This window comes from Hymenobacter artigasi (assembly GCF_012275535.1).
GTDB lineage: Bacteria > Bacteroidota > Bacteroidia > Cytophagales > Hymenobacteraceae > Hymenobacter > Hymenobacter artigasi.
In genome coordinates this window covers 356,977-382,438 of sequence record NZ_JAAVTK010000001.1, presented here as the reverse complement: position 1 = coordinate 382,438, position 25,462 = coordinate 356,977, and the positions used below count along the sequence as shown (strand labels likewise).

Annotated in this window: 28 protein-coding genes; 20 read left to right on the top strand and 8 right to left on the bottom strand. The window is 63.5% G+C overall.

All coding sequences use genetic code 11. From position 1 onward, the window contains the following. Positions 1 to 198 precede the first annotated feature (198 nt). The 3 genes from HBN54_RS01550 to HBN54_RS01540 all read left to right on the top strand — a co-directional run bounded on the left by HBN54_RS01550 (position 199) and on the right by HBN54_RS01540 (position 1,717). Complete coding sequence (locus HBN54_RS01550; protein WP_168671382.1) at positions 199 to 444, top strand: DUF433 domain-containing protein; 246 nt, start codon at positions 199 to 201, stop codon at positions 442 to 444. After that, entirely contained in the window at positions 441 to 815 is a 375-nt protein-coding gene (locus HBN54_RS01545; RefSeq protein ID WP_210427900.1) for a DUF5615 family PIN-like protein, read from the top strand. The genes HBN54_RS01550 and HBN54_RS01545 overlap by 4 nt, the downstream gene beginning before the upstream one ends. A gap of 371 nt (positions 816 to 1,186) precedes the next feature. Next, the gene (locus tag HBN54_RS01540) at positions 1,187 to 1,717 is read left to right on the top strand and encodes an REP-associated tyrosine transposase (RefSeq protein WP_168671381.1); all 531 of its coding nucleotides are present in this window, start codon (positions 1,187 to 1,189) and stop codon (positions 1,715 to 1,717) included. A gap of 165 nt (positions 1,718 to 1,882) precedes the next feature. On the opposite strand, the gene HBN54_RS01535 is transcribed toward HBN54_RS01540, so the two are convergent. Both HBN54_RS01535 and HBN54_RS01530 read right to left on the bottom strand, forming a co-directional pair. Next, positions 1,883 to 2,791 (bottom strand): helix-turn-helix domain-containing protein, encoded by a 909-nt coding sequence (locus tag HBN54_RS01535; protein ID WP_168671380.1) that lies wholly within the window; start codon positions 2,789 to 2,791, stop codon positions 1,883 to 1,885. Next, on the bottom strand, positions 2,788 to 3,762 hold the full coding sequence (locus tag HBN54_RS01530; protein WP_168671379.1) for an NADP-dependent oxidoreductase: 975 nt from the start codon (positions 3,760 to 3,762) through the stop codon (positions 2,788 to 2,790). Before HBN54_RS01530 ends, HBN54_RS01535 begins: the two co-directional genes overlap by 4 nt. Positions 3,763 to 4,068: 306 nt before the next feature. Between HBN54_RS01530 and HBN54_RS01525 the strand changes: the two genes are divergently transcribed. The 6 genes from HBN54_RS01525 to HBN54_RS01500 all read left to right on the top strand — a co-directional run bounded on the left by HBN54_RS01525 (position 4,069) and on the right by HBN54_RS01500 (position 8,238). Further along, positions 4,069 to 4,419: a YbbC/YhhH family protein gene (locus HBN54_RS01525; RefSeq protein ID WP_168671378.1), complete on the top strand. Its 351-nt coding sequence runs from the start codon at positions 4,069 to 4,071 to the stop codon at positions 4,417 to 4,419. 263 nt (positions 4,420 to 4,682) lie between these two features. Next, the gene (locus tag HBN54_RS01520) at positions 4,683 to 5,594 is read left to right on the top strand and encodes a DUF5694 domain-containing protein (RefSeq protein WP_168671377.1); all 912 of its coding nucleotides are present in this window, start codon (positions 4,683 to 4,685) and stop codon (positions 5,592 to 5,594) included. A gap of 337 nt (positions 5,595 to 5,931) precedes the next feature. Then, a complete protein-coding gene (locus HBN54_RS01515) occupies positions 5,932 to 6,378 on the top strand; it encodes a hypothetical protein (RefSeq protein WP_168671376.1) in 447 nt (148 codons plus the stop codon). Between the two features lie 4 nt (positions 6,379 to 6,382). Beyond that, complete coding sequence (locus HBN54_RS01510) at positions 6,383 to 6,793, top strand: STAS/SEC14 domain-containing protein (RefSeq protein WP_168671375.1); 411 nt, start codon at positions 6,383 to 6,385, stop codon at positions 6,791 to 6,793. A gap of 121 nt (positions 6,794 to 6,914) precedes the next feature. Beyond that, the gene (locus HBN54_RS01505) at positions 6,915 to 7,217 is read left to right on the top strand and encodes a hypothetical protein (protein WP_168671374.1); all 303 of its coding nucleotides are present in this window, start codon (positions 6,915 to 6,917) and stop codon (positions 7,215 to 7,217) included. A 100-nt stretch (positions 7,218 to 7,317) separates the two neighbouring features. Next, complete coding sequence (locus HBN54_RS01500) at positions 7,318 to 8,238, top strand: bestrophin family protein (protein WP_168671373.1); 921 nt, start codon at positions 7,318 to 7,320, stop codon at positions 8,236 to 8,238. On the opposite strand, the gene HBN54_RS01495 is transcribed toward HBN54_RS01500, so the two are convergent. After that, positions 8,223 to 8,369 (bottom strand): hypothetical protein, encoded by a 147-nt coding sequence (locus tag HBN54_RS01495; protein WP_168671372.1) that lies wholly within the window; start codon positions 8,367 to 8,369, stop codon positions 8,223 to 8,225. The genes HBN54_RS01500 and HBN54_RS01495 overlap by 16 nt on opposite strands. A 58-nt stretch (positions 8,370 to 8,427) precedes the next feature. After that, positions 8,428 to 10,491, bottom strand: a complete 2,064-nt coding sequence (locus tag HBN54_RS01490; RefSeq protein ID WP_168671371.1) for an ExeM/NucH family extracellular endonuclease — start codon at positions 10,489 to 10,491, stop codon at positions 8,428 to 8,430. Between the two features lie 178 nt (positions 10,492 to 10,669). Here HBN54_RS01490 and HBN54_RS01485 point away from each other — a divergent pair, with 178 nt between their 5' ends. The 8 genes from HBN54_RS01485 (at position 10,670) to HBN54_RS01450 (ending at position 16,278) form a co-directional block, all read left to right on the top strand. Further along, positions 10,670 to 11,221, top strand: a complete 552-nt coding sequence (locus tag HBN54_RS01485; RefSeq protein WP_210427899.1) for a GNAT family N-acetyltransferase — start codon at positions 10,670 to 10,672, stop codon at positions 11,219 to 11,221. 69 nt (positions 11,222 to 11,290) lie between these two features. Beyond that, a complete protein-coding gene (locus HBN54_RS01480) occupies positions 11,291 to 11,914 on the top strand; it encodes a YhcH/YjgK/YiaL family protein (RefSeq protein ID WP_168671369.1) in 624 nt (207 codons plus the stop codon). Positions 11,915 to 11,986: 72 nt separating this feature from the next. Continuing rightward, positions 11,987 to 13,222 carry a TPM domain-containing protein gene (locus HBN54_RS01475; protein WP_168671368.1) on the top strand — a complete coding sequence of 412 codons (1,236 nt, stop codon included), beginning with the start codon at positions 11,987 to 11,989 and terminating at the stop codon, positions 13,220 to 13,222. A 76-nt stretch (positions 13,223 to 13,298) separates the two neighbouring features. Next, the gene (locus HBN54_RS01470) at positions 13,299 to 13,850 is read left to right on the top strand and encodes a GNAT family N-acetyltransferase (protein ID WP_168671367.1); all 552 of its coding nucleotides are present in this window, start codon (positions 13,299 to 13,301) and stop codon (positions 13,848 to 13,850) included. Positions 13,851 to 13,880: 30 nt separating this feature from the next. Next, on the top strand, positions 13,881 to 14,648 hold the full coding sequence (locus HBN54_RS01465; RefSeq protein WP_168671366.1) for a creatininase family protein: 768 nt from the start codon (positions 13,881 to 13,883) through the stop codon (positions 14,646 to 14,648). 53 nt (positions 14,649 to 14,701) lie between these two features. Then, a complete protein-coding gene (locus tag HBN54_RS01460; protein WP_168671365.1) occupies positions 14,702 to 15,340 on the top strand; it encodes an HAD family hydrolase in 639 nt (212 codons plus the stop codon). Between the two features lie 45 nt (positions 15,341 to 15,385). Further along, complete coding sequence (locus tag HBN54_RS23910) at positions 15,386 to 15,730, top strand: DUF433 domain-containing protein (protein WP_168671364.1); 345 nt, start codon at positions 15,386 to 15,388, stop codon at positions 15,728 to 15,730. Positions 15,731 to 15,846: 116 nt separating this feature from the next. Further along, on the top strand, positions 15,847 to 16,278 hold the full coding sequence (locus tag HBN54_RS01450) for a hypothetical protein (RefSeq protein WP_168671363.1): 432 nt from the start codon (positions 15,847 to 15,849) through the stop codon (positions 16,276 to 16,278). A 23-nt stretch (positions 16,279 to 16,301) separates the two neighbouring features. Here HBN54_RS01450 and HBN54_RS01445 read toward each other — a convergent pair whose 3' ends face one another. The 4 genes from HBN54_RS01445 to HBN54_RS01430 all read right to left on the bottom strand — a co-directional run bounded on the left by HBN54_RS01445 (position 16,302) and on the right by HBN54_RS01430 (position 22,375). Further along, positions 16,302 to 17,963, bottom strand: a complete 1,662-nt coding sequence (locus tag HBN54_RS01445) for an MFS transporter (RefSeq protein ID WP_168671362.1) — start codon at positions 17,961 to 17,963, stop codon at positions 16,302 to 16,304. 210 nt (positions 17,964 to 18,173) lie between these two features. Further along, entirely contained in the window at positions 18,174 to 19,211 is a 1,038-nt protein-coding gene (locus HBN54_RS01440; RefSeq protein ID WP_168671361.1) for a LacI family DNA-binding transcriptional regulator, read from the bottom strand. 300 nt (positions 19,212 to 19,511) lie between these two features. After that, on the bottom strand, positions 19,512 to 20,120 hold the full coding sequence (locus tag HBN54_RS01435) for a pentapeptide repeat-containing protein (RefSeq protein ID WP_168671360.1): 609 nt from the start codon (positions 20,118 to 20,120) through the stop codon (positions 19,512 to 19,514). A gap of 164 nt (positions 20,121 to 20,284) precedes the next feature. Continuing rightward, positions 20,285 to 22,375: an ExeM/NucH family extracellular endonuclease gene (locus tag HBN54_RS01430; RefSeq protein ID WP_168671359.1), complete on the bottom strand. Its 2,091-nt coding sequence runs from the start codon at positions 22,373 to 22,375 to the stop codon at positions 20,285 to 20,287. A 190-nt stretch (positions 22,376 to 22,565) separates the two neighbouring features. Between HBN54_RS01430 and HBN54_RS01425 the strand changes: the two genes are divergently transcribed. From HBN54_RS01425 to HBN54_RS01415, 3 genes are all read left to right on the top strand, one after another. Next, a complete protein-coding gene (locus HBN54_RS01425) occupies positions 22,566 to 23,909 on the top strand; it encodes a Gfo/Idh/MocA family protein (protein ID WP_168671358.1) in 1,344 nt (447 codons plus the stop codon). Positions 23,910 to 24,067: 158 nt separating this feature from the next. Next, a complete protein-coding gene (locus HBN54_RS01420) occupies positions 24,068 to 24,919 on the top strand; it encodes a pirin family protein (protein ID WP_168671357.1) in 852 nt (283 codons plus the stop codon). Positions 24,920 to 25,044: 125 nt separating this feature from the next. Then, on the top strand, positions 25,045 to 25,461 hold the full coding sequence (locus tag HBN54_RS01415; RefSeq protein ID WP_168671356.1) for a hypothetical protein: 417 nt from the start codon (positions 25,045 to 25,047) through the stop codon (positions 25,459 to 25,461). The last annotated feature ends 1 nt before the right edge of the window (position 25,462 follow it).

Here is a 25,462-nt window from a genome sequence, read left to right as displayed (position 1 = left end):
CGCTTCGCGCCTGGGGCGGCTGGGGTGGTGTTGGGGCTGTCATGCTGAGCCGGCGAAGCATCCTTTCACGGTGCCACGATTCGTTCTGCGGCGAGAGGATGCTTCGCCGGCTCAGCATGACAGGCGTCCTTAGCCGCTTCGCCCCGGGCGCGGCTGGGGTGGGGTTGGAGGCCGTGGGGCCGGGCGTATCTTAGCTGCATGGAAACGCCTCGCTCCACCGCCCACCCGCGCATTACCATCGACCCGAACATCTGCCACGGGCAGCCCACGGTGCGCGGCTTGCGCTACCCCGTGCAAAACGTGCTCGAATACCTGGCCTCCGGCATGACGGAAGCCGAAATCCTGGCCGACTACCCCGATTTGGAGGCCGAGGACCTGCGCGCCTGCCAGGCCTACGCGGCCGATATGCTGCAAGTGCGGTCCATCTTCCGGCTGGCGTCGTGAGCCCCGCCGAGCCGCTGCGGTTTCTGGTCGATGCGCAGCTGCCGAAACGGTTGGCCGATTTTCTGGCCTTTCACACCGGCTGCGACTGCCTGCACACCCTCGACCTGCCGGCGGCCAACCAGACGCAGGACGGCAGCATCACCCGGCTCTCGATGGCGGAGCAACGCATCGTCATCACCAAAGACGCCGACTTCGTGAACAGCTTCCTGCTCCACGGCCAGCCCTACAAGCTGCTGCTCGTGTCGACGGGCAACATCAGTACGAACGATTTATTGGCGCTTTTCCAGGAGTTTCTGCCGCAGCTAATGAAGCTGTTCGCGCGTCACTCGTACCTGGAATTGTCGCGCACGCTGCTGGTGACGCACCGCTAGGCAGAACCTGACGCATCGTTCAGCCGCCTTCGCGCCGGGGCAGCGGGGGGTGGGGTTGGGGGGGCGGGGCTGTCATGCTGAGCTTGCGAAGCATCCTCTCACGTTGCAACGAGTCGTTCTTCAGAGAGAAGATGCTTCGCTGCGCTCAGCATGACAGGTATCGTTCAGCCGCTGTTGCGCTGGGAGCTTGCAGTAGGCGCCGATGGCGCGGGCCTGCGGCCCGTGCCGACTATTAGCGGGCCTCCAGGCCCGCAGTCGTTGGCGCCGGTAGGGGAAATACGGCTACTATTGTTCAACGATTGCAGGCCGGAGGCCTGCGAATAGTGGGCAAGGGCCGCAGGCCCGCGCCATCATCTGCTACCACGCTACCGATGTCAGAGAAATACAAAACGTATGAGGGTGGGCTGTTCTTTGTGACGCTGACGGTGGTGGGTTGGATTGACGTGTTTACCCGGCCCGACTACGCGGACGTGTTTCTGGATAGCCTGCGGTATTGCATCCGGCACAAAGGGTTGCGGGTGTATGCCTTCTGCATCATGCCCAGCCACGTTCACCTCATTGCCGATGTAGCCGATGGCCTGCTGCTGGCCCATGTGCTGCGCGATTTGAAGAGCTTCACCGCCAAACGGATTTACGAGCTTATCGAAACTCACCCGCAGGAAAGCCGCCGCGACTGGCTGTTGCGCTTGCTGCAATTTTATGGCCGGCCCCACGGCCAGGCGTTCAAGCTCTGGCAGGACGGCAACCACCCCATCGACCTGAAGTCAACGGCCTGGATGCGCCAAAAACAGGACTACATCCACCAGAACCCCGTGCAAAGCCGGTTGGTGGATGAGGCCCACCATTACCCGTTCAGCAGCGCCTTTCCGGATTGCGGGGTGCCGCTAAGCGACTTTCTGTAGCGGTAGACTGCCCGATGGCGCGGGCCTGTGGCCCGTGCCAACTATTGGCGGGCCTCCAGGCCCGCAGGCGTTCGCGCCGGTAGAGTATCGTTCAACGAATGCAGGCCGGAGGCCTGCGAATAGTGGGCACGGGCCGCAGGCCCGCGCCATCCGGCCATCTGGTTTTCAATTAAACGACGCCCTGAACTCTAGCGGCGAGAGGCTGGTCTTGGTTTTGAACAGCTTGCTGAACGACTGCAAATGCTCGAACCCCAGCCCGTAGGCAATCTCGCTGACGGTGAGGCTAGTGGTTGAGAGCTTTTCCTTGGCTTTGGCTATCAGCATGGCGTGAATGTGCTGCTGGGTGTTTTGGCCGGTGAGGACGCGCAGCAGGTTGCTAAGGTACTTGGGCGAGAGGTGCAGGCAGTCGGCCACGTACTGGACGGTGGGCAGGCCGTGTTCGGGCAGGTTCGGGCTGTTGAAATGCGTTTGCAGCAGGGTTTCCAGGCGTTCGAGCACCTCGTGGTTGGCCTTTTCGCGGGTCAGGAACTGGCGGTTATAGAACCGGTCGGCGTAGTGCAGCAGGCTTTCGAGGTGCGACACGATAATCTGCTTGCTGAACCGGTCGATGGTGGACGCGTACTCCTGTTCGATGGCAAAGACGAGGCTCAGAATGGCCGCCTCCTCCTTGGCCGACAGAAACAGGGCTTCCTTGAGTGAATAGTCCCAGAAATCGTACTGCTGGATGGTTTTGGCCAGCGGCGTGTTCCACAGAAAATCGGGGTGGAGGTACACCACCCACCCCGATTTTTCCACGGCCTCGGCATCATCGGCCACCGCCATGCTGAACACCTGGTTGGGCGCCATAAACGAGAGCACACCTTCGTTGAAATCGAACGAATGCTGCCCGTATTTCACGTTCACATTGTGCATGCGCTTCACGGAGATGGAGTAGAAATCGAAGACCATTGTCGTCGGCTCTTCGCCGTACCGGTGCGGCACGGTGCCCACATCCACCACGCTCAGGAGCGGATGCTGGGGCTTGGGCAGCTGCACAAACTCGTGAAACTCGCTGATGGTGCGGAAGCGTCTCATGCCGGCTCGTCGTCGGGGCGGATTTGCAGCACCAACTTGCCTTGTACGTGCCATGTCTGGCTTTCGCGGTGGGCCTCGGCCACCTGCGCCAATGGGTACACTTTGCTGATAAACACCTTCACCTGGCCCGCGTCAATCAGCCCGGCTATTTCCTGCAGCCACTCCTGCCGGGGCTGGTTGGCCGCCAGCGCGCCCGTGGCCTGCTGCCGGGCCAGGGCCGCCTGCACCGCGTCGTCGAAGGGGAAATCGGTGTTGACGGTGACGAAGGTGCCGCCTTTTTTCAGCACCGAGATGGCTTTCACGCGCTCGGCGTTGTCGCGCAGCGGCGAGGCTTCCAGCACCAGGTCCAGGTCGCGCACCAGCTCTTCAAACTGCTGGCTGCGGTAGTCAATCACCTCGTCGGCCCCCAGTTGCCGGAGGTAGTCCAGGTTGCCCGCCGAGGCGGTGCCGATGACATAGGCGCCTTTGGCCTTGGCAAACTGCACGGCGAAACCGCCCACGCCACCCGAGGCCCCCTGAATCAGGACGCGTTGGCCCGCCTGCAACTTGCCGTGCTCGAAGAGGGCCGTCCAGGCCGTGAGGCCGGCCAGCGGCACCCCAGCCGCCTCGGTAAAGCTAAGGCTCTTTGGCTTCAGGGCAAACTGGCTGGCTTTGGCGGCGCAGTACTCGGCGTAGCTGCCATCGCCGGGGAAGTTGGGCTCGCCGTACACGGCATCGCCTTTCCGGAAGCCGGTGACGGCGCTGCCCAGCTCCTCTACCACGCCGGCCGCATCCCAGCCCAGCGTCATGGGTAGGGTCAGGTAGGCCCGCAGCGCGTCGTTGCCGCCTTCCCGCACCACCCAGTCGACCGGGTTTACGCCGCTGGCATACAGCTTAATGAGAATTTCGTCGGCCGCTGGCACCGGCCGCGCTGTTTCTTCCACTTGCAGGACTTCCGGCCCGCCAAATGCGTGAATTCTTACTGCTTTCATCAGGAAATAGGTTCGGTTGGTTGATGATAACAAAGGTCCTGACTGCCAAAGCTGTGGGTTTAATCGAAATGCCTTTTATTTCAATCGAAATGCCGGGCGGGAGAAACTATTCGGGAGTCGGTTCGAAATAATGGAGCTTTTCCGGCAGTTGCTGCCGTAGCTCACGAAGCTGTTCGCGCAGCACTCGTATCTGGAACTATCGCCCACGCTGCTGGTGACGCACTGCTAAGCGACAGCCCCAAGCTTCGCCAGCCGCTGGCGCGCCGGGGGCGGCTGGGGGTGGGGCTGGGGACAGTAGCTTGCGGTATGAAGCAGCAAGTCTTTCTCTCGCTCATTGTGGGGTTGCTAACAGTGGCAAGCAGCGCCAATGCTCAAACGGCAATGGCGGAGCCGCAAGAGCCCACCGCATCGCCGAGTTTCATGCCGAGTGGCGGGTTTGTACCTGATGCGGCTACGGCAAAGCGCATCGCCGAAGCCGTTTGGCTGCCCATCTACGGTAAGAGAGTCCTGAGCGAAAAGCCGTATCATGCTACGCTGAACAGCAAAGGCGTGTGGGTAGTGGAAGGCTTCTTACCAAAGGGTATGGACGGCGGCGTGGCTTACATCGAGATAAGCAAACGCGACGGCCGCATCCTAGAGGTTACTCATGGGAAGTAACTGACGCATCGTTCAGCCGCTTCGCGCCGGGGGCGGCGGGGGTGGGGGTGGGGGCGTGTGTCATGCTGAACGCAGTGAAGCATCCTCTCACGTTACAACGATTCGTTCAGCGGTGAGAGGATGCTTCGCTGCGCTCAGCATGACAAGCTTCCCCAGCCGCCTTTGCCCCCGGGGGCAGCGGGAGGATAGTTGGGCAGCTGATGGCAGCTGGGGCATTTGGCCCTGTAGGCTACCTTTGGCCAGCTTATACCTGCTTCTATCGAATGAATCTGCCTGGCCGCAACTACCAACGTTGCTTTACCAGCCTGCTTGGGCTGCTGCTGGGCCTGACGGCCTGCACCGCTACCAAAACCCGGCCGGTGGCCGGCCCGGCAGCCAGTCCGGCCCCGACGTCGATACTGCTGCTTGGCTGCAACCATCTGGCGCAGCTATACAAGGCCGATAACCCGAACTCGGACGTGCTCACGCCCAGGCGCCAGGCCGAGCTTGCCACCACCCTCGACCGGCTGCAGCGCTACCGGCCCGATGGTATTCTGGTAGAAGAGCTGCCCGAGCGCCAAGGCCAGGTCGACAGTCTGTACCAGCTCTACCGCCAGGACAAGCTGGACCTGAACACCCTGCCCGGGGGCCGCTCCGAAGTGTACCAGCTGGGCTTTGCGCTGGGCAAGCGCCTGGGGCTGGCGCGCATTCAGTGCGTGAACGCGCCGGGCGGCACCTCCCAAAGCATCCTGCATCAGGGCCAGAACATCGAGCTGTACGAGCAGGCCACCGCCCGCTGGCGCGCCTTTGCGGCCCCCATCGACCAGCAGCTGCTGGCCGGTGCGTCCACGGTGCCGCAGTACCTGCACACGCTTAATAGTCCAGCCGTGGTTCAGGGGTTGCACACGCTGGTGTACCGCACGGCCGCCCGCGTCACCAACGGTACCCTGAAGCCCGACCCGATGGTGGACGCGGCCTTCATCAACCCCCAATACGTGGGCGCTGAGTTTGTCTCGGTGCTGTACAACCGCGACCTGAAAGTGTATTCCAACATTGTGGCCGCGCAGCTGGCCACCCGCCAAAGCCGCCAGCTGCTGATAATTGGGGTGCGGCATCTGGGGTCGCTCCAGGGCATTTTCAGTACCGACCCGGCCTACCGGCTCGTGGATGTGGCGGCTTATCTGGGGCCTCAGTAGGGCCGCCGTGCGTGGTTATTACCGCAGGTAGACTTCGGGGTTGGGCAGCTGCTGCCCGGCGCTGGGGCTGGCGGTGTGGCGGGTGCCGGGTGCCGGGTGAGGGAGCCGCTGGCTAACGCTGCTAAAGCGCACCGGGCTGCTGCCGTTTCCGGTAGCGCCTGATTGGCAGGCAGAGCCGTAAAATAAGGCTGAGCTTCGGCCGCGCCGCTGGTAATTGTGGTAGCCCGCGCCCGGCGGCGGCAGGGGCCATAGGGCCGGATTGAACGGCTTTTGATGGACTACGGGAGCCGGAAAGGTGGCTGTATCTTTTTAGGAATAGCGCCGTAGAGGGAGCCTTATGAGCGATACCACCTTACTCTCCGAATCGTACGGGGCCATTCAGCTGGCTTCTGAAGTGCCGAGTACGATTATTCAGTGGACGGGCTTCGCCAACAGCGAGCAGCTCCGCTACCTCATGAATGAAACCCTGCGCCAGTACATCAGCGAAACCAGGCGGCAGGATGGCCCCGTGGGCTGGATAGCCGATATGCACGGCCTGGGCGCCGTGAAATCGGCCGACCAGGAATGGCTGCACACCGACTGGAACCCCCGCGCCTACGCGGCCGGCGTGCGCTACATGGCTTTTGTGGAAGCCGAATCGGTGTTTGGCAAGATTTCGGTGAACCAGTACGTCACCAACGTGACGCAGAGTGAGCAATACACCTTTCACATCCGCTACCTGCCCACGCTGGCCGCCGCCAAAGCCTGGCTGGCCGAAGTGCTACCCATTACCCCCACCACCTAGTGCTATGCGCCAAGAACTAAGAAGCTCCCTCGGACGAACGTACATCACCATAGAGCCGATACCCACCGACCGCTGGATTGACGTGAACTGGATGGGCTACCTCACCAGCGACAACATCCGAACCGGGGCGGCGGCCTACACGGCTGCATTGGCCGGGTCGGGCTACCACGCCGTGCTCAACGATACCCGCTCGGTGCTGGGCTCCTGGGAGCATTCCCTCGATTGGGTGATAAACACCTGGGCCCCCCAGGCCGCCGCGGCGGGCCTCACCCATTTTGCCATGGTCACCACGCGCGAGTCGATGGCCGATGCCACCGCCGTGGCCTTCTACCATCAGCTGACGGCCTTCAAAGCCGAGATGTTTGCGAACATGGAGGACGCGAAGCAATGGCTGCGGCAGTTTTCGCTGGCCTGATGGGGCCGGCGATGGGAGCGCCCGGCCAGCAGCTGCCCGGCAATTAACATTTGGGCGCGGTGCCCCGTACACGCGCTACCTGCTCACTTTCATGCCGCGCCACAAGCGCTGCCTTATCACCATGACTAGCCGCTTTACTTACTTGCTCGCCGCCGGCCTTCTGCTGGGCGGATGCAGCCAGGAACAAGAAAAACAACGCCAGGCCGACAGCGCCCGCCAGGATGCCGTGGAGGCCCAGGCCAAAGCCGACGCCGAGCGCGCCCGCGCCGATGCCAAGCAAGTGCGGGCCGATGCCGAAGCCAAGGCCCACGACCTCGAAAAGCAAGCCGATGCCGTAGAGAAAGGGGCCGGCGAACGTCCTACCGTGGTAACCGAGGAAAAGAAAACCATTCGCTACGAAACCGCGCCGGCGCGCCGGCGCTAGTAGTGCCTGCGCTCACAACGCAATCAGCCGCTCCCGCTGCCGGGGGCGGCTGATTGCGTTGTGGGGGTGGCCACCGGGTAGCGCCACCCGTACACCGGGCATGATTATTCGTGAGAAAGACAATTGGTTTCGCCTGCTTTTGGCCTGGCACGGCTCGGTGCTGCCCCAGATACTGCCGCGCCTGCTGGTGCTGCTGGGGCTTTCTGTGGCGGTAGTGGCCGCCCACGTAGAGCTGCCCTACTACAAAGTGCCGCTAAGTGCTGCGCCCTTCACGCTGTTCGGTTTCACGCTGGCCATCTTTCTGGGCTTTTATAACAATGCCAGCTACGACCGTTTCTGGGAGGGCCGCAAGCAGTGGGGGGCGCTGCTGAACACCACCCGCTCGCTGGCCCGGCAGGCCCTCACGCTGAGCGGGCAGCCGGCGGGCGCGGCAGGGCCCCGGGCGTTCGTGCGGCTGCTCATCGCCTTCACCTATGCGCTCAAGCACCAGCTCCGGCGCACCGAGGCCGGCCCCGACCTAGCCCGCCTGCTGCCCGCGCCCCTGGCCGAGGCCACGCGGGCGGCCACCTTCCAGCCCGTGCAGCTACTGCTGGCCATGAGCCGCTGGGTGCAGCAGGGCCGCGAAGCCGGCCAGCTCGATACCACCATCCAGCTGGCCTTCGACCACCATTTCAACCAGCTCGCCGATATTCTGGGGGCCTGCGAGCGGCTGGCCAGCACGCCCATTCCGTACACCTACAGCGTGCTGCTGCACCGCACGGTGTACCTCTACTGCTTCCTGCTGCCATTCGGGCTGGTGGACAGCACTGGCTGGATTACGCCGCTCATCGTGGCCTTCGTGGGCTATACGTTTATGGCGCTGGATGCCATTATGCGCGAAATTGAGGAGCCTTTTGGGTTGGAAGACAATGATTTGGCCCTGAATACCATGAGCCACACCATTGAGGCCTCCCTGCTGGAAATGGTGGGCGAGCCCGTGCCGCCGGCCCCGGCGCGCTCCCACCGCTACGTGTTCGATTGAGCCGCTGCCGGCCCGCGCACGGCCGCCGCTTCATCATCAAAAGAGCGATATGTGCGCAGAACGCCGGCGGGGGCCGTCAGCACCTCGCCCGCATTGTGCTCAAAGTACAGGCTGGGCAAAGGGGAAATCATGGCGCCAAAGGTTACGGGCATTACCGTCGGGCTGCGGCCATTGGCCGGGCCGGGGCTGCTACTCCTTCATCACCCGCTGGATTTTTTGGTAGCCCTGGCCGCGTAGCGTCACTACATAAATGCCCGGGGCGAGGTGGGCCGTGTAGCCGTTGAGCTGGCCGCCCAGCATGGCCGGTGTGCCGTGCAGCGAGAGTAGGCGAATGCCGCCCTGGGGCAGGGCAAAATCCAGGGTGAGGGCACCGGCGCTGGCCGGCACGCCGTCCAGGCTGAACGGCTGCGGCCCGGCGGCCGGCCCGGGGTACAAAAACAGGCGGTTGGCCGCGCGGCCGGCCGTCGCGTTGCGAATGCCCGCAAAGTTCACCCCAATCAGCACCGGGTCGTGGTCGGAGGAACGGAAGGGCGAGGTGAGGTCGGTGGCTTCGCCGGCCTGGTCGTATTCTAGCACGCTGGGCTCGGCCGAGTTGATGTGCCACTTCTGCACATCCACGAAGCCCACCAGGTTAGGCGTCACCACGGCATGGTCGAGCGAGCCGGTGAGGCCCTTGAACACATACGATGCGCTGGTGGGCGGCGTGGCCGGCACCAGCCCGGCGGCCCGCATAATGTCGATGGGGTCTTCCTCGTAGTTGGCGTTGTAGTCGCCGGCGCTCACGATGCGCGTGGCCCCGGCCGGCATCACAGTTTTGTTGATGAACTCGACCAGGGCCACGGCCTGGTCCTTGCGGCGGGCATTGGAGCCGCCCTGGCCGTCGTGCTGGTCGGCATTGGCCCCGCTGCCGCTGCTCTTGCTCTTGAAGTGGTTCACGATAAAGCCCAGGGTATCGGGCCGCTCCTTGCGCCGGGTGATGAACACCTGCGCCAGCGGCGGCCGCTCGAACACGCCCGCCACGGTGGCCACCATGGGCGGCCCCAGCGGCCTCACCACGGCCGGCTTGTAGATGATGGCGCAGTGAATGAGGTCGGTATTGTTGGTCTGGCGCTCGGCGTTGCCGTCGTTCACGAAGATGTAAGTGCCCGCGCCCACGGCCTTGTTCAGGCCATCTACCAAGTCCTGAATGGCGGCCGTGGAGCCGTTGCCGTCGTTCTCAATCTCGGTGAGGCCCACGATGTCGGCGTTCATCTGGGCAAGGGCGAGGATGATTTTGGCGCGCTGGCGCTGGAAGTCGGCGGCCGTTTTGGCCCCGCGCGGTGTGGGGAAGCCCCCGCCCGCCCCGTCGCCGTTGAAGTAGTTGAGCACGTTGAAGCTGGCCAGCTTCAAATCGAGCGGGCCGAAGGCGGGCGGCGTCAGCGGCCGGACTACGCTAATCACGGGGGCCTCGGCCCCGGCCAGCGGCTGCAGGCGCCAGTGCCCGTAGCCATAGCCCAGAATGCCGCCCATGTCGCTCAGCGTGCTGCCTATCCGCACGGTGCGGAAGCGGGCATCGAGGTAGGGCGTGGGGGAGGGGTTGGTGGCCGAGCTGCCATCATCGAGCACCAGGCTGCGGCGGTCGTTGGCGGCCTGGTAGGCATTCACGGCGGCCAGGTTGCTGGTGCCGCTGTTGCTGGTGCCGGTGGCGGGGTTGTCGTTGGGGTCGATGAACTGCGTGGCCTGGTAGGTCAGGCCTTCGGCCGATACCGTAAGCTCGCCGCGCTGCTTCAGGCTGTAGTTGTCGGTGACGGTGAGGGGGGCAGTGAATTTCACCCGCATGCCTTCGTAGCGCTCCGCCTTATCGGCCGCAAACTCGCTGTTGACGAGGCGCACAAAATCCGGCAGCGCATTGCCCGAAGAAATAACCGTGAAGGCTGCCTCCAGCATCACGGCCTGGCCGAAGGAGGGAGCAGCATCGTCTTCGCGCACCGTGCCGGTCACGCGCACTTTGTCGCCCACCTTCACGTTGGGGTCGGCCTGCACCACGAAAATGGCATCGGAAGTGGCGGGGTTGCCATCGGCGGTGGCCTTATCGTCCTGAATGTAGAAGCCGGCCGGTTTCAGGCTGGCGTAAATGCCCGTCACAATTGCCTCCACGGTGTAGGTACCGGCCCTGGCCGCCGCGCCCGTGCCCTGAATGGAGCCAATGGAAGTAGCGCTAGCCGTGCGGGTTGCCAGCAGGATAGCCGTGTAGAGGAAGATTTTGAGGTACATAGCGCGGGATGAAAAGTGCGGGGGCGGGGGTGGTAAAGATATTCGGAAGGGCGGAACTTTGTTAATTATTCAATTTGGGCTTAATAAAATACCGTTCCGGCCTTTTCCTGGCCCGCCCATGCCTAAAAATGCTGCCCCCGGGCCGCCCACCGGCCATTCGCGCCGTATAATGCAGCCTATGATTCCGCTCATCACCCACACCCCGCACCTCCAGATTCTGGCCGCCAGCCGCGCGCTGCTCACGGCCGAGCTCCACAAGCCCCAGTATTTCCCCATGCTCCTGGGCGCGGCCCTGCCCACCGACTGGCCCCCCGCCCAACACGACCGCCCCACGCAGGAGCATGTGCTGGAGCAGCTCACGGCCGGCGGGCGCGATGCCGCCGGCTGGTACGGCTGGTACGCCCTGCGCAAAGCCGACGACACCGCGCCCCGCACCCTGGTGGGCGCGGGCGGCTTCCTGGGCCGGCCCACAGCCGATGGCACGGCCGAAATCACCTATTCCATCGCGGCCGACTGGCGTGGGCAGGGCCTCGGCACCGAGCTGGTGGCCGGCCTGGTGCAGCAGGCCGCCGATACGGGCCTGGTGCGCCAGCTCATTTCCCACCCGCCCGCCGACAGCCCCGCCGCCCAGCAGGTGCTGCTGCGCAACGGCTTCGTGGCCGCCGGTGCCGATGCCGAAGGCCGCCCGCGCTTCGAGCGCGCCGTGGAAGCCGTGACCCAGGCGGCGTAGCTGGCACGGAAGCTGCCAGTGGGCGGCTAACTTGCCGCTCCGTAATCTCCGCCTGCTTTCCTTCTGATAATGAAAAACCCCCTTCTGAAAACTGCCCTGCTCATGCTGGGCGTGGCTGCCCTGGGCTTTGGTGCCCGCGCCCAAACCGCACCCGCCGCCGATACCTGGACCAAAAAAAAAGCCGAAAAGTGGTTTAAAAAGCGTGAATGGGCCAAGGGCCTGAAGCTGAATGTGGCCGAGTCCGTCGATAAGCTCGAATTCGCGAAGCAGTACACCGCCAACCAGGCGACCTGGGACAAGGCCTTCGCCTACTTCCGCGATACCAACCTCGACCAGCTCACGCCCGGCAAGTACCCGGTAGACGGCGAAAATATATTCGCCGCCGTGACCGACAACCCCACCAAGGACTTCGATAAAACCAATTGGGAGTCGCACCGCAAGTACATCGACATGCAGTACGTGGTGCAGGGAGCCGAAAAAATCGGGGTAGTGCCCATGGCCAAGGCCACCGTCATCAAGCCCTACGAAGAGGCCCGCGATGTAGCCAACTACAGCGCCGAGGGCAAGCTATACGAAGCCCGGCCGGGCACTATCTACATCTTTTTCCCGCAGGATGTGCATCGGCCCAACATTAAAGTCGACGGCATTGAGAAGGATAAAAAGCTAGTGCTGAAAGTGCGGGTGGCCTCGTAGGCAGCTAATTGGCGGCAGAAGTCGTAGAAGGTTCGCAAAAGCAATTTCCTTCTTCACTTCAACCGCCGAGCTATGTCCCGTTTCCTGATTCTCGCCTTCTTATTCGTTTCGGCTGGGCTGGCGCAACCCGCCCTGGCCCAGACCGATGGCCTGCCGCCCCGGCCCACGCCCTTCCGCTTCGTGAACGACGAGGCCCAGCTCATGCAGCCGGCCGATGCCAAAAAGCTGGAAAGCGGCCTGCGCCGCTACGCCGACAACACTGGCACCCAGGTGGTAGTGGTGACCGTGCCCACGCTGGGCGGCCGCGACGTGGCCGACTACGGCCGCGCCATTGGCACCGCCTGGGGCGTGGGCCAGCGCGACAAAAACAACGGCATTGTGGTGCTGCTGAGTGGCAAGGAGCACAAAGTGACCATTCAGCCCGGCAGTGGCCTGCAAAGCGTCATCACGCCGGAAGTCACCAGCCGCATTATCAATGAGATGACGCCCGGCTTCAAGCAGGGCAACTATTTCGCCGGCCTGCGCACGGGTTTGAATACGCTGATGGTGACGGCCAACCCCAGCTCGGCTCCCAAAAAAGACCAGTCGGCCGCCACCTCGGGAGCTGCGGGCAGCAGCATGGCCACCGATAATTCCTCCACCAACCTGTCGCAGGACAACCAGTACCCCACCACCACCACCGAGCCGCTGAACCCGGTGCCGGCTGCCGAGCCCGTTTCATCGGGCCCGGGCATGGGCACGCTGCTCATCGGCGCGCTGATAATTGGCGGCATTCTGTGGTTTGTGGTGCGGATGTTTAAAGGCCGGAGCGCAGCGGCCAGCAACCCGAATACTACCCCCGATTTCCTGCCCAACCGGGCTGGCGGCCCCACGGGCGGCGGCTACAGCCAGGCCCCCGGCTCCGGCAACGCGCCAAACCAGAGCAGCGGCCCGGGCATCGGCGGGATGCTGGCCACCGGCGCGGCGGCGGCGGCCGGCGCTTACCTTGGCAACCGCATGGCCTCGGGCCACGATACCTCGGGCCAAAACCTGTCGAACTACGACAACAATAACAGCAACTCCAACCTCGGTGCTGCTGCGGCCGGAGCCGCCGGCACGGGCGCGGCCAGCGACTACTTCTCCGGCCGCGATGGTGGTACGGCAGATAATTCGGCCCCCGACTATTTCTCCGACGCCAATACCGCCCCCGATAACTCAAACGACTTCTTCTCCTCCGACGACAATAATTCGTCCTACGACGATACTTCCTCCAACGACACCGGCGGTGGCGGCTTCGACAGTGGCAACGATAATAGTGGCTCGTGGTAGGGTAGTGCGTTTTGGTGCGGGAGCTTCTGGTTTCAGGAAAGCCGAACATTTGCCCGGCCGGCCGTAAGTTGCCCCCATGTCTTTACCCCACACACCTCCCTCGATAGTGCCGGTGCTGGAAACCAGCCGTCTGCGTTTGCGCGGCTTCCGCGCCGATGATTTTGATGCTTGGTTTGCCATGAGCCGGCAGCTGGCCTACCACCGTTATTTTACTCCCGAGCCCATGCCCGCCGAGGAAGTATGGAAGCTGGTGCTGCGCAGTGCCGGCCATTGGCTGCTAACGGGTTACGGCTTCTGGGCAGTGGAGGAAAAGGCCAGTGGCCAGTTCGTGGGGGCCGTAGGATTTCTGCACCTGAAGCGCGACCTTGAGCCGCCGCTGGGCGATGCCCCGGAAATCGGCTGGGTGCTGGACCCGGCCATTCACGGCCAGGGCTACGCCTCGGAGGCGGTAGAAGCCGTACTGGCCTGGGGCGAAAGCCACTTTGGGCCGGTGCGTACCGTGTGCATCATTCACCCCGAAAACGAGCCCTCGCTGCGTCTGGCGGCCAAATTTGGCTACCGCGAATACACCCGCGCCACCTACCACAACCAGCCCATCGTGCTGTTGGAGCGGCTCGGAGCGGCATAAGTACCCTTCTCTCATTTCCCCATTCCCGCCATGGCGCCCCGTCCCTATATTCTCGCCGAAACCACCTGGAAAACCGTTCAGGAGGCCAACTATGAAGTGGTCATATTGCCCTGGGGTGCTACCGAGGCCCACAACTACCACCTACCCTACGCCACCGACAACATTCAGGCGGACTACGTGGCCGCCGAGGCCGCCCGCAAGGCCTGGGACCAGGGCGCGAAGGTGGTGGTGCTGCCCTGCATCCCGTTTGGGGTGAATACCGGCCAGCTCGACATTACCCTCGATATGAACCTGAATCCCAGTACCCAACTGGCCATTTTAGGCGACATCGTGCACACGCTGGCCCGGCAGGGCATCCCGAAGCTGGTGATTCTGAACGGCCACGGCGGCAACGACTTCCGCCAGATTCTGCGCGAGCTCCAGGCCGATTTCCCCAACGTATTCCTCAGTACTCTCAACTGGTTCAAGGCCGCCGACCGCAACCAGTACTTCTCGGCCCCCGGCGACCATGCCGACGAGCTGGAAACCAGTGTAATGCTCCACCTCACGCCTGATTTGGTGAGCCCCCTGCGCGAAGCCGGCAACGGCGCGGCCCGGCAGTTCCGCATTGCGGCGCTGCGCCAGGGCTGGGCCTGGGCCCAGCGCGAGTGGAGCCAGGTTTCGGCCGATACCGGCGTGGGCAACCCCGCCGCCGCCACCGCCGAAAAAGGCGCGGCCTTCCTCGAAATGGTGACTACCAACATTGCCCAATTCCTGGTGGAGCTGGCTGCCGCCGACCCGCAGGATTTGTATGAATAAATGCCCGCGTTCCGCCGGCCCCCATTGCCTTTGCCGGCGCTCAATCTGTTCCCATGCCCGACCATTTCGACAGCGTAATATTTGACCTCGACGGCACCCTGTGGGATGCCTCGGTGGCCATCACCCGGGCCTTCCAGGCTGCTAAAAACAGCGTCGACTACATTGACAATGATGTGACCCTGGCCCAGGTGCAGGCCGTGACCGGCCAGCCCTATACCGTGGTATACGAGCGCCTGTTTCCCAACCTGCCCGCCGATAAGCTCGAAGAATACCGCGCCCTCTGCGCCCGGCAGGAGCTGGCCGCCGCCGTGGAGCACGGCGGCACGCTCTATGCCGGCCTCGAAACGGCCCTGCGCTACCTGCTGAATCAGGGCTACCGGCTGTTCATCGTGAGCAACTGCCAACTAGGCTACGTGGAGGGCTTTTTCAAGCACAGTGGGCTGGCCCGCTACTTTGAAGGCCACCAGTGCTTCGGCACCAAGCTGCTGCCGAAATCGGAGAACATCCGCGACATTATTGCCGAGTACGACCTGCAGGCGCCTGTGTACGTGGGCGACACGCCCGGCGACCTGGCCGCCAGCGCGGTAGCGGGCGTGCCGTTCATATTTGCGACCTACGGCTTTGGCCAGCTCAGCGAGGCCGAAGCGCCGCTGCGCATCAACCAGCCCGGCGATTTGGAACGGCTGCTGTAGCGTGCCCGGGGTTGCGCATTTCGGCGCGCTGCGGTACTTTGGGGCATGAATTCCCTAGCCATTCCCCGCATCACCATTCACCCGGCTATTTGTGATGGGCAGCCCACCGTGCGCGGGCTGCGCTACCCCGTGTGGCAAGTGCTTGAGTGGCTGGCTTCCGGGTTGAGTGCTGACGAAATTCTGGCCGCTCATCCCGCGCTGGAGCCGGAGGATTTCCGGGCCTGCCTGGCGTTTGCCGCCGGCCGCCTCAAGCCGCTGGGGCACGTTGCTGAAGCGCCGCAGGACGAAAAATCGGAACAGTGGCTGCTGGGGCGGCAGGGCCAGTGGCTGGCCGAGCAGGAGTTTCTCAAGCAGCTCTGGGAGCGCAGCCCGGCCATTAATCCGGCGTAGCGCAACGGTCGGAAGGACAAGTACGTGGTCTGTTCCGGTAAATGCCCAGGCATGACGAGCCCCCGCAAATGCCCCGCTATTTTGTGTAGCTTTGGCCCTCACACCTGCCGCCGGTTATGTATCAGGAACTTGCTTCGACTGCCTTTCTGCACGTTGCCTACCGGTCCGATTCCTGCCTGCTGATTGGCCGCTGGCTGTGCTCCATTACCGATGCCCAGCTGCACGAGGGCTACGAAACCATGCGCTTGGCCGCGCTGGAGCACAACTGCCCGGACTGGCTGATGGACGCCCGTCGGCGCGTCGACCGCCGCCGCAACGGCCCGGAATGGGTCGTGACAACTTTCCCGCCTACGGTGCAACGCGAAATGGCCAGCCGGCTGTGCGTGGCTTTTCTGGTGCTGCCCAACCACCTGCGCGAGCTGACAGAGGAGGCCGACCTGCCCCTGCGCTCAGCCAGTGATACTGACCCGTTTCAGTATGCCCGCTTCATCGACGAAGGCGCGGCCAATGCCTGGCTCGACGAGCACCGGCGGCAAGGACGGCAGTAGCTGGCGGTACTTTCAGCCATCAATCAGCGCTGGCTTTCCAGGGTGGCAATGGGCGTGGCTACTTCCACGTTGGAGGTGGTGGGGAAGGCCAGCAGGTGCGTCACGCGGGGTGCGTCGGGGCCGGAGTGCAGGCGGCGCACGGCGGCTTCCACCACTTGGTCTTCGCGGGTGAAGCGGTGGTACTGGCGCTGGTGCTCGCCCCAGGTGGCCACGTAAAAGAACTCGGAAATGCGCGTGGGGTGGGCCACATCGGCAAATACGCCGGCGCGCAAGGCCCCGTCGCGCAGGCGAAGACGCTTGAGCTGGGCGGCCGCCGCGTGAAAGGCGCCCCAGTTGGCCGGCTCGACGTGGTACTCGATGGTAACCATCACGGGGCCACTGTCGGGGTCGATGGCGTCCTCGCCCACGGTGTGCGGCCGGTCATCGGCGGGGTCCAGGTTCAGGCCCTCGGCCGAGCGCATGGGGAAGGGCACGGCCAGCAGGGTGCTGGCCAGCATCCAGCCGGCGGCGGCCAGCAGCGAGGTGCGGAGCGAAAGATGGTCGGCCAGCTCGCCCCAAACCAGGCTGCCCACCGATAAGCCGGCCTGAAACACCAGCATGTACACGCTGATAACCCGGGCCTGCACCCAGCGCGGCACGCTCAGCTGCACGGTGGTGCTGAAGCTGGTCATCACCAGCAGCCAGGCAATGCCCGAAACGAACATCACCGCGTACAGAATAAAAATCTGATTCACCAGCGCCAGCGCCACGTTGGTGCCCACGAAAGCCAGCACGCCCAGCAGCACCCGCTGGTTGAAATTGAGCCGCGAGCCGGCTCGGCCCATCAGCAAAGCCCCCGTCACGGCTCCCGCGCCCAGCCACGAGAGCATCACGCCGTAGTGCCCTGAGCTGAGGTGCAGCCGCCGCGCCACCACCACCGACACCAGCCCCCACATGGCCGCCGCCCCAAACGAAAACGCGAACGTGCGCGCCAGAACCCCATAAATGGCCGGCGAATACTGCACGTAGCGCATGCCGGCCCGCAGCGCCCCGATAAAGTTCTCGGCCGGCCCGCTGGTCACGGTGGGCTGGCGCTTCCAGAAATACACCACCGCCCAGGTACCCAGAAATGACACCCCGTTCAGCAAAAACACCCAGCCCGACGAATAATACGCGATGATGGCCCCGCCAATGGCCGGCCCAATGGCCCGCGCAATGTTGTTGCTCACCCCGTTGAGCGTAATAGCCGACCCCAGCGCCGGGCGCGGCACCAGCTCCGTGGCAATGGCCTGCCAGATGGGCGCATTGAGCGCCGCGCCCATGCCCAGCAAAAACGTGAAGCCCAGCACCCCGTAGGCCGAAATACCGTTGTTCAACGTGAGCACGCCCAACCCCGTGGCCACCGCCGCCATAAAGCCCTGCGTGAGGAGCAGCAGCCGGCGGCGGTCCACCAAATCGGCCATCACGCCGGCCGGCATGCTTAGCAAAAAGGCCGGCAGCGAGGTGGCCGTCTGCATCAGGGCCACCAGCAGGGCCGAGGTGGTGAGGGTGGTCACGAGCCACACGCCGGCTACGTTCTGCATCCAGGTGCCTACGTTGCTCACCAGCCCCGCAATCCAGATGGCCCGGAACAGGGCGTACATAAACGGCGTCCAGAGCGTGACTTTGGCGGGGGGAGCAGGGGGCGTAGCGACGGAATCAGACATCTGGCGGCAAGGGTATTTCGCCATTGATAACAGCGAAGCAGCGCAAATAGCTTCCTACGGCTTTTGGGCTGAGAAGGTGTAGCGTGGACTCTGCGAGTCCGCGTCTCGCCGCGTAGCGGCGAATAACCGTCGGGATATCGTTGGAACGTCAGGCGTGCGTTCATTCGCCGCTGCGCGGCGAGACGCGGACTCGCAGAGTCCACGCTACAGCTACCGCCGTTTCTGCGACGACTCGCGCACCAGCAGCTTGGGCTTGAGCACGATGGGCTTGGGCGGGCCCACACGGTTGGGGCCGCTTTTCAGCATTTTTTGCAGCAGCTGCACCGCCGTTTTGCCCATCTGCTCGCAGCGCTGGTCCACGCTGCTGAGCATGGGCTCGGTGAGAGAGGTAAACATCTCGTTGCTGAAGCCCACGATGGCCACGTCCTCGGGCACGCGCAGGCGCTGGGCCTTCACCACTTGCAGGGCGCCCACTGCGGCCAGGTCGTTGCTCGAAAACACGCCGTCCGGGCGCTGGGGCAGCTTCAGAAATTGGCGCATGGCCTGGGCCCCATTCTTCTGGTTCATGTCGAAGCAGGCAATCAGGTCCTCGTCCACGGGCAGGCCGTGGGCCGTGAGGGCGTCGCGGTAGCCCTGGTGGCGGTTTTTGTGGATGCTCAGGTGCAGCGGGCCGGTGAAGTGCGCGATGCGCGTGCAGCCCTGCTCGATGAGATGCGTAACAACCTGATAAGCACCCTGATAGTCGTCAACCACCACGGCGCTCACGTTGCTACCCTGGAAATCCTCCACCATGCGGTCGAAAAACACCAGCGGGATGTTCTGCTGGCGCACCGCCTCGAAGTGGCCGAAGCTCTGCGTCGTGTTGGCCAGCGAAACCAGGATGCCTTCGACCTGCGAGTTCATCAGCAGGTCGATGTTCTTCTGTTCCTGTTGGGCGTCCTCGTTCGACTGGCAAATCATCACATTGAAGCCCAGCTTGGCGGCCTCGGTGGCGATGCCGTGCACCACCTGCGGAAAAAAGTGCCCCGTGATGTGCGGTACCAGCACGCCCAGCGTGTTGCTGCGGCCCCGGCGCAGGGCGGCGGCCAGCTGGTTGGGCTGGTAGTGCAGCTCCTCGGCCAGCTGGCGCACGCGGGCCTTGGTGGCCTCGCTCACGTCGTCGTGGTCGGAGAGGGCGCGGGAAATGGTGGAAGGCGAGAGGCCCAGCGTTTTAGCCAGGTCGGTAATGGATGCGCGGCGATTGGCCATCTGGTCGTTGTAGCGAAGTGAGAAAATGCCCGTGCTGGCAAGTGCGGCCAGCGGCGACGGGTTCTGGCCCGGCCGAAAACGAGGGCCGGAGGGCCCAACCGTATCGCGGCGCGGGGTGCTGACAATTAGCCGAAAGTAGGGCGCCGCTCGTTTGTCAAGTGGCCGCTTTCGGGCAGAGATGGGAATTCTAACGCAATCTACTAGTCGAAATCGAAACCGGAAGTTTGGCCAACGGGGAAAGCCGGTTTTTGGGCTAAAAAGGGGGCTTTTGCGAATTCTCCGACGGTGTCTGACCCGGGCTTACTCCACCACCAGATTGTACTTGGCCACCACGCCCAGCAGACCGCTCAGCGTGAAATGCGCTCCGGTGATGACGTTGCGCTCGGGGTCGATAACGAAGCCGGTGGCACTGCGAAAATCCGCTTCGGCCAGCCGCGTGTTCTGGAACGTGGCCCCGGCCAGCGCGCAGCCCTGGAACACGGCCGCCGAAAGGTCGGCATCGGCAAAATCGGCTTCTTCCAGGGTGCAGCCCACGAAGCGCGTGCCCGGCATCACGCGCCCCGCAAACGAGGCGTAGCGCAGCTGGCACTGGTCGAAATGCACCCCAAACAGCATGTCGCGGCAGGCCGTGAACTGCAGGCCCAGCAGCTTGCAATCGGCAAAAGCCACGTTCTGCAGGGCCGTGCCCGCCAGCTTGGCCGAACTCAGGTTGCAGTGCTCAAAGAGGCAGTCGGTGAAGCGCAGCCGGCTGAAATCGGCCCCGCTGAAATCGCAGCTCACGAAGCGGTATTCATCAAATTCAGTGTGGCCCAGCAGGTGGCGGGCATCCCAGCGTTCGGCCACGTTCTCGGCGGGGAAATGGGTGGGCTTGCGGAGGACAGTGGGCTTGCGGCGGGGCTTAATGGCCATCGGAATAGGTTTTTATAGATAAAACAGAACGTCATGCTGAGCGCAGCCGAAGCATCTCTACTGCGTAAGTAATCTATTTACTGTTGCGGTAGAGATGCTTCGGCTGCGCTCAGCATGACGTTCTGTTTTAGTGCATTCGAGCGAGTGGTTTCGCTCCGGCAAAGCTACAGCTTCACCACCCGCTGCACCTGGCTGAAACCGGTGCCGCTCAGGCGTAGCACGTAGGTGCCGGCCGCCAGCCGCGCCGTGCGCGTTCCGATTTCGGCCTGCAGCTCCTCGGCCGTGCCGTGCAGCGCAAGCAGCTGCTGGCCCAGTACCGATACCACTTCCAGCGTCAGGGGCTGCGCCGCGAAGCCGCTGATGCGGAGGTTGAACGCGCCGGGGGCGGGGTTGGGGAAAATGTCGATTTGCCCACCCGTGGCGGCCCGGCCGGTGGCCGTGACGGTGGTGCGGAAATTGAGTCCGATGAGCACCGGGTCGTGGTCGGAAGAGCGGAAGGGGCTGGTGATGTCGGTGGCCGCGCCGGCTATGCTATACTCCAGAAACTCGGGCTCGCTGGCATTGATGTGCCACTTTTCCACGGCCGCGTGGCTCACCAGGTTGTCGCTGAGCACGGCGTGGTCGAGGCTGCCGCTCAGGCCGTTGAACAGGTAGGAGGCGCTGCTGGCGGGGCTGGGCAGCACGAAGCCGGCGGCCCGCATAATGTCCATCGGGTCTTCCTCGTAGTTGGCGTTGTAGTCGCCCACGCTCACCACGTAGCGCGTGCCGGCGGGCTTCACCACGGTGTTGATGAACTGAACCAGGCCCGTGGCCTGGCTCTTGCGGCGCGGGTTAGAGGCGCCCTGGCCATCGCCCTGGTCGGCGTTGGTCCCGGTGCCGCTGGCCTTCGACTTCAGGTGATTGACGATGAGCGCAAATGTGTCGCGGGCGGGCGTGGCGCGGTTGGTAATGAACAACTGCGCCAGCGGCGGGCGCTCAAAAATGCCGGTTGCCGTTACCAGCAGGGCCGGGCCGTAGAGCGTCACCGCCGCCGGCTTGTAGAGGATAACGCAGTGAATGAGGTCGGTATCGTTGGGCTGGGCGTTGGCACCGCCATCGTTTACGAAGGCGTAGGTGCCCGCGCCCATGAGCTGGTTGAGGCCGTTCACCAGGTCCTGCACGGCCGAGTTGGCCCCGGTACCGTCGTTCTCCACTTCCATCAGGCCCAGCACGTCGGCGTTCATCTGGGACAGGGCCACGAGAATTTTGCTGCGCTGGCGCTGGAAGTCGGCCAGCGTTTTGGCCCCGCGCGAGGTGGGGAAGCCCGCGCCCAGCCCGTCGCCGTTGAAGAAATTGAGCACGTTCATGCTGGCGATTTTTACGTCAATTGGCCCGAAGGTGGGCACCGGGGGGCGCACCGAAACCACTGTCGGCGCGTCGGCCCCGGCCAGGGGCTGGATGCGCCACTTGCTGCTGCCGTAGCCCATGATGCCGCGCAGGCTGGCCACGGTGCTGCCTACCCGCAGGGTCTGGGTGGCAGCGTCGAGGTAGGGGATGGGGGTGGGGTTGCTGGTGGCGCGGCCGTCGTCCAGCAGCAGGCTTTTGTTCACGTTGTCGGCCTGGTAGGCGTTCACGGCGGGCACGTTGCTGGTGCCGCTGCTGCTGGTGCCGCTGGCGGGGTTGTCGTTGGGGTCCACGAACTGCGTGGGCTGGTACACGAGGCCGCGCAGGGAAATATTCAGCTCGCCGCGCGATTTCAGCGCCGCCACGTCCGATACCGTAATGGGGGCCGCAAACTGCACCCGCATGCCTTCCAGCGGCTCGGCGTCGGCCATCGAGAACGTGGCATTATCGATAACACTGAAAGCCGGCTGGGCGCTGCTGGCCGCCAGCACCGTGATGGCGGGCGAGGTGAGCACCGCTTGGTTGAACGACGGGGAGGCGGGGCCTTCCTGCACCGCGCCGGTAATGCGCAGGCGGCTGCCCACGGCCACCGTGGGGCTGGTTTGCGCCACAAATAGGGCATCGGAAGTGGCGGGGTTGCCGTCGGCGCTGGCCGCGTCGTTCTGGATGTAGAAGCCGGCCGGGCTCAGGTCGGCGTACACGCCCGTCACCACGCCCTCAATGGTATAGGTGCCCGCCGTGGCCACCGCCCCGGTGCCCTGAATAGTGCCAATGGGCGTGACGGCCGTTTGGGCCTGCGCCCGGGCCGGGACCAGACTACCGGCGGCCAAGGCAACAATAAGGGGGAAAAACGAGCGAGTAAAGTCCTTCATCAGCAAGTTAAAGAGTGAGCAAACCCAATGCGGGGCTATAAATATACTAGGGTTTTATTGGTTGGAAATAATTGTGTAAAACCGGGACAATAAGCCCAACCGCACGGTGGCACGGGGCAACTTTAGTCCCGGCCGGGCACGTAAGCAACCCTGCTGATACCCAATCCCCGCCTTTCCCCGTCCCAACCCCATGTTCCAGGAAAACACTGCCTTTAATACCGCCTTCAGTGCCGAAGCCGAAAACGGCTACGATGAGTCGCGCCGTCATTTTATCAACCACGCCGGGCGGGGCCTGCTGGCCGTGGGCGTGGCCAGCGCCCTGCCCATCGCCGCCGCCGAAGCCCACCAAGCCGCCGAAGCTGCCGCCGCGCCCACCACCGGCCCGCTCGACATCAAGCTGCCGCCCCTCGAAGCACCCACCGACCCCAAAGGCGCTGAGCCCTTCAACCCCGATGCGCCCGACCGCCGCGTGGGCTACGCGCTGGTGGGCCTGGGTCACCTCACGCTCAATGAGATACTGCCCGCTTTTGCCAAGAGCAAGCACGCCAAACCGGTGGCGCTGGTGAGCGGCGACGCCGATAAGATGGCCAAGGTGGCCAAGCAGTACGGCATCAAGCTCGGTAGCTGCTACTCGTACCAGACCTACGATAAGCTCAAGGACAACCCCGAAGTGGAGGTGATTTACATTGTGCTGCCCAATTCCATGCACCACGAATTCACGCTACGCGGGGCCAAGGCCGGCAAGCACATTCTCTGCGAAAAGCCGATGGCCAACTCCGTGAAAGAGTGCGAGGAAATGATTGAGGCCTGCAAAAAGGCCAGCAAAAAGCTCATGATTGCCTACCGCATTCAGTACGAGCCCCTGAACCGGGCGGCCATGAAACTGGTGCGCGACAAAACCTACGGCGCCACCAAGATGCTGCAGATGATGAACACCCAGAACCAGGCCCACGACCAGCAGTGGCGGCACAAAAAGGCCCTGGCCGGCGGCGGCTCGCTCCCCGACGTGGGCCTGTACTGCCTCAACACCACGCGCTTCCTGCTGGGCGAGGAGCCCACCGAGGTTTCGGCCCAGATTTACAGCACGCCGGGCGACGACCGGTTCCGGGAAATTGAAGAGAACGTGAGCTTCACGCTGCGCTTCCCCAGCGGCGCCATTTCGCAGTGTATGACGGGCTACGGCTCTTTCAACAACAAGAGCTACACGGTGTATGCCGAAACCGGTAGCATCAAAATGGACCCCGCTTTCCCCTACCACGGCCTGCACCAGGAGCGCATTCACGCCCCCGGCGGCCAGCAGGTGAAGGAGACGCCCAACGACCCGCAGAAAGACCAGTTTGCCCTCGAAATGGACCACATGGCCGAGTGCGTGCGCCAGAACAAAACGCCCTACACCCCCGGCGAAGAAGGCCTGCAGGACCAGCGCATCATGGAAGCCATCTATTTGTCGGCCAAAGAGAACCGGCCCGTGAAGCTGCCTGCCGTGGCTAAAATGGACGCTTTTCGGGGCGAAGCCCCGAAGGAGGAGGCGTAAACCTTAAGCCGGTTGATGGCTTTAGCAGACCGCGTCATGCAGCGCGCAGCGAAGCATCTTTACTGCTCAACTAATCATGTTTAGCACTGCGGTAAAGATGCTTCGCTGCGCGCTGCATGACGGCCATATTTCTCCATTCCCTATTCACTTTCCGCTCCATGCGTACCATCAAGCAGCAGCACCGCGCCGTGAACGCGCCCATCGCCGACCTCACCACCTACCGCGCCCTGCCCACGAATTCGGTTGAATACATCGACCCGTTTCTATTCCTTAACCACCACGGCCCGCAGGTGTACCGGCCCCACAACCGGGGCCTGCCCTTTGGCCCGCACCCACACCGGGGCTTCGAAACGGTGACGTTTATTCTCGAAGGCGACATTCTGCACAAAGACAGCAGCGGGCACGAGAGCGTGATTGAAGCCGGGGGCATTCAGTGGATGACGGCCGGCAGCGGCCTTATTCACGCCGAAGTTTCCTCCGATAATTTCAAAGCCAACGGCGGGCCGCTCGAAATACTGCAGCTGTGGGTAAACCTGCCGGCGAAGGATAAGATGACGGCCCCGCGCTACATCGGCCTGCAGAAAGACGAAATACCGGCCGTGACGCTGGCCGGCGGCGTGGTCATTCACGCTGTGTCGGGCGAGTGGGCGGGCACCGCCGGGGCCGTGCAGCCCCTGGCCGATGTGGCACTGGCCTGGCTGGAGTTGCCGGCCGGCAGCCAGGTTACGCTGCCAATCGCGGCGGCGCGCAGCATCTTCTTTTACACTGTGCGCGGCTCGCTGCGCGTAAACGGTGCCGAAACCCAAGCCCTGCAGCTGGTCGAATTCAACTACGACGGTGATGAGCTGACCCTCGCCGCGCACGAGGCGAGCGTGGTGCTGCTGGGCCACGCCCGGCCCTTTGGCGAGCCCGTGGTGTCGGCGGGGCCATTTGTGATGAATACCGACGCCGAAATTCAGCAGGCCTACCGCGACTACCAGCAGGGCGCGTTTGGGAGCTGGAAGGGCTGATTGAAAAAAAGTGCCGAGTTTATAACCTATGTCGGGGGCTAGCGGTTGAAGCATGCGCCCGCAGACGCTTCACGGCGACGGCAGCTGCCTAAGCGTAAGGTGATTATCTTGTTTGTAAGTAGTTGATGATTAAGGCTAATCGTTCCCTTTATTTCGAAAACAGCATTGGGCGCATTTGGGAAGAGCCCGAAGGCTTCCTACGGCTGGAATACCGTGCTGGCCCGCGCGAGCAGGTGCAGTTCCGGGCTTTGCTCACGCATACGGCCCAGGCCTTGTCCCGGCGGCAGTGGAGCAAAATGCTGGTTGACCAGCGCGAAATGTCCCCCTACAACCCCAGCGAGCAGGACTGGATGACCAACGAATGGCTGCCCCGCGCCGTAAAGGAAAACGGTTATCGGTGCGGTGCTATTCTGCTGGCGCACAATGTGTTTGCCCGCCTAGTTACCAACCAGTTTGTAATGGCTTCACGTAGCCTGTCGCATACCTACCGCACCTTCGAAACGGAAGATGAGGCCATGGTCTGGCTATTGGAGCAGAAGTAAA